This is a genomic window from uncultured Aureimonas sp., from assembly GCF_913775355.1.
In the GTDB taxonomy this organism is placed as follows: domain Bacteria; phylum Pseudomonadota; class Alphaproteobacteria; order Rhizobiales; family Rhizobiaceae; genus Aureimonas.
This window is the reverse complement of record NZ_CAJYIU010000169.1, coordinates 1-3,257: the sequence shown is the minus strand read 5'-3', so window position 1 is coordinate 3,257 and position 3,257 is coordinate 1. Positions and strand designations below refer to the sequence as shown.

Genomic DNA, 3,257 nt, shown 5'->3' with positions numbered 1-3,257 from the left:
TCACGGTCAGAAGGTTCGGCGACATTGCCACGAAGCGAAGGCCAGCCGACATCGCATGGCGGAACGTCTCGCGCGGCAGCGTCGAGGGCTGGCGTCGATAGCCCCACCGGCCAAGCGCCGCGATGAGGGGAATGTAGCTGACCGCGTTCAACGCGAAGGCACCCGCAGCGCCGACGGACGCGACGATCAGGCCGCCGATGGCCGGCCCGATGCTGCGCATCAGGTTGAATGCCATGCTGTTCAGCGTCACGGCCGATGGGATGTCGGAGCGGCTGACGAGATCGCCGATCGAAGCCTGCCAGGACGGGTTGTGGAGCGCGGTGCCGCAGCCGATCAGGAAGGTGAAGAAGAGGAGCAGCCAGGGCGTCATCCAGCCCTGGATGGTGAGTGCGGCGAGGGCGACGGAGGCCGCCATCATTAGGCTCTGCGCGACCAGCATCACCCGCCGCCGGTCGTAACTGTCTGCGAGAGCCCCGGCAGCCAGCGAGAAGATCATGATCGGCAGCGTGGTGGCGGTCTGCACCAGCGCCACCATGTCGTCCGACGTCGCGATGCTCGCCATCATCCACCCGGCGCCGACCGCCTGGATCAGGCCGCCGAGATTGGAGGCGAGAACCGCAGACCAGAGGAGGCGGAAGTCGGGGCTGCGGAACGGGCGAAGGAGCGGAGAGGTATCGGACAAGGAAGCGGAGCGGGAAGGAATCGGGATCGTCTGGGTCCCTTCCGGTTGTAGGGTGCGCGCGACGCCGCGTCCCGTCCGAAAGCGCCTGCCGGATCAAACATTGCAACGGCGGACGCGGAACCGTGAGGCTCCACGCCCGCCGCCGATCGTCGTTCAGGCGACGTCCGGCAGGTCCTCGATCAGCTTGTCGAGGGTGATCGGATAGTCGCGCACCCGGATGCCGGTGGCGTTGTGGATCGCGTTGGCGATCGCCGCCGAGACGCCGCAGAGCCCGAGTTCGCCGACACCTTTCGCCTTCATGGGCGAGACGTCGGGGTCGGTCTCGTCGAGGAACACGACCTCCTGATGGGGAATGTCGGCATGAACCGGCACCTCGTAGCCCGCGAGATCGTGGTTGATGAAAAGGCCGTGCCGCTTGTCGACAACGAGGTCCTCCATCAGCGCGCCGCCGACGCCCATCGTCATGCCGCCGATGACCTGGCTGCGGGCGGTGAGGGGATTGAGGATGCGCCCGGCCGCGCAGACGGCGAGCATGCGGCGAACGCGCACCTCGGCGGTCGCCATGTCGACGCCGACTTCCACGAAATGAGCGCCGAAGGTCGACTGCTGCTTCTCTTTCATCAGCTCCTTCGAGAACTCGATCTTGTCCTCGGCGACGATATCGCCGCCGGCAGCCGCCTCGGCGAGTGGCACCTGCCGATCGCCCGCGCGCACCATGCCGTCTGCGAACTCGGCCGAGGCCGGGTCGAGGCCGAGCTTGCCGGCGATCGCCTCGCGCAGCTTGACGCAAGCGGCGTAGACGCCGGCGGTCGAGGAGTTGGCGCCCCACTGGCCGCCCGAGCCGGCGGAAACGGGGAACATCGAGTCGCCGAGCGTCACCTGCACCTTGTCGAGCGGCAGGCCCATCATCTCGGCCGCGGTCTGGGCGATGATCGTGTAGGAGCCGGTGCCGATATCGGTCATGTCGGTCTCGATGGTGACGACGCCGTCGGCCCCGAGCCGGGCGCGGGCGCCCGAATCCATGTTCATGTTGTTGCGGAAGGCCGCCGCGACGCCCATGCCGACCATCCACCGTCCGTCGCGGACCTGGCCCGGACGCGCCTTGCGGGCACTCCAGCCGAACGCCTCCGCACCCTGGCGGAAGCAGTCCGACAGCCGCCGCTGCGAGAAGGGACGCGACGGATCCTCGGGGTCGACCTGTGTGTCGTTGAGGATGCGGAACTCCACGGGGTCCAGGCCGAGTTGTTCGGCCAGCTCGTCCATCGCGACCTCCAGCGCCATCAGGCCCGGCGCCTCGCCGGGCGCGCGCATGGCGTTGCCCTCCGGCAGGTCGAGGACGGCGAGCTTCAGCGAGGTCATCCGGTTGGCGCCGGCATAGAGAAGCCGCGTCTGCTGCGTGGCAACCTCGGGCTGGCCGCCCTCCAGATCGCCCGACCAGCTCTCATGCGCGATCGCGGTGATCTTGCCGTCGCGCTCCGCGCCGATGCGCACGCGCTGGATCGTGGCGGGGCGGTGCGTCGTGTTGTTGGCCATCATCGGCCGCGACAGAGCGACCTTCACCGGACGGCCCGCCGCCTTCGCGCCGAGCGCCGCCATCACGGCATCCGCGCGCAGGAACAGCTTGCCGCCGAAGCCGCCGCCGATGAAGGGCGAGACGATGCGCACCTTTTCCGGCGCGATCTTCAGCGTCTTGGCAAGGTCGGCCGACCCCCAGGCGATCATCTGGTTGGAGGTCCAGACGGTGACGCTGTCGCCGTTCCACTCGGCGAGCGAAGCGTGCGGCTCCATCATCGCATGGCTCTGGTCGGGCGTCGTGTAGCTCTGGTCGAACTTCACCGGCGCGGCGGCGAACGCACCGTCGAAATCGCCGGCCTGGGTCTGGGTCGGCGACTCCTCGCTGGCTGGCGCGTCGGGTGCGGTGTCCTTGGCGGCTGCGAGGTCAAAGGCGCCATCGGTGCTCTCATAGGCGATGTCGAGCATCATGGCCGCGGCGCGGGCCTGCTCGAAGGTGTCGGCAACGACGACCGCGACGGCCTGGTGGTAGTGCTGCACCTCGGGCCCGCCGAGGAGCTTGGCCGTGTTCTTGTCGCCCTTGCCGAGTTCACCGGCGTTCTCGTGGGTGACGATCGCGACGACGCCCGGCGCGCGGCGGGCGGCTGTCGAGTCGAGGCGCGTGATGCGTCCCTTGGCGATCGCGGAACCGACGACGTAGCCGTAGGCGACGTTCTCGGCGACGTCGTGGTGCTCGTAGGCGTAGGGCGCGGTGCCCGTCACTTTCAGGCGACCGTCGATGCGCTCGTGCGGCTGGCCGACGACGCGCTGCCGGTCGATCGGGTTGGTGCCGGCGGGGGTGTCGAACTTCATCGGATCAGCTCCTCGCTTCGGTCAGCACGGCGCCGAGCGTGCGCTCGGTCAGCGGAATCTTGAAGGCGTTGTGCTCGGTGGTCCTGGCGTCGGCGAAGAGGCGCGCGGCGGTGGCCTTGGCGCCCTCGCGCAGCTGCGCGTCGGCTTCCTCCATGCGCCAGGGCCTGGGCGCCACACCGCCGATCGCCACGCGGCCCGTGCCGTCCGGCTG

Annotated in this window: 2 protein-coding genes and 1 pseudogene; all 3 read right to left on the bottom strand. The window is 69.1% G+C overall.

From position 1 onward, the window contains the following. The coding region (locus QZ753_RS10915) for an MFS transporter (protein ID WP_294643647.1) at positions 1 to 682 on the bottom strand (682 nt) is incomplete at its 3' end. A 153-nt stretch (positions 683 to 835) separates the two neighbouring features. Continuing rightward, positions 836 to 3,046 carry an aldehyde oxidoreductase molybdenum-binding subunit PaoC gene (gene paoC / locus QZ753_RS10910; RefSeq protein WP_294643645.1) on the bottom strand — a complete coding sequence of 737 codons (2,211 nt, stop codon included), beginning with the start codon at positions 3,044 to 3,046 and terminating at the stop codon, positions 836 to 838. A gap of 4 nt (positions 3,047 to 3,050) precedes the next feature. Beyond that, a pseudogene (locus QZ753_RS10905) lies at positions 3,051 to 3,257 on the bottom strand (xanthine dehydrogenase family protein subunit M); the annotation flags it as partial.

Coding starts and splice junctions, on each gene's coding strand:
- paoC (WP_294643645.1), bottom strand. CDS start 3,046: ATGAAGTTCGACACCCCCGCCGGCACCAACCCGATCGACCGGCAGCGC.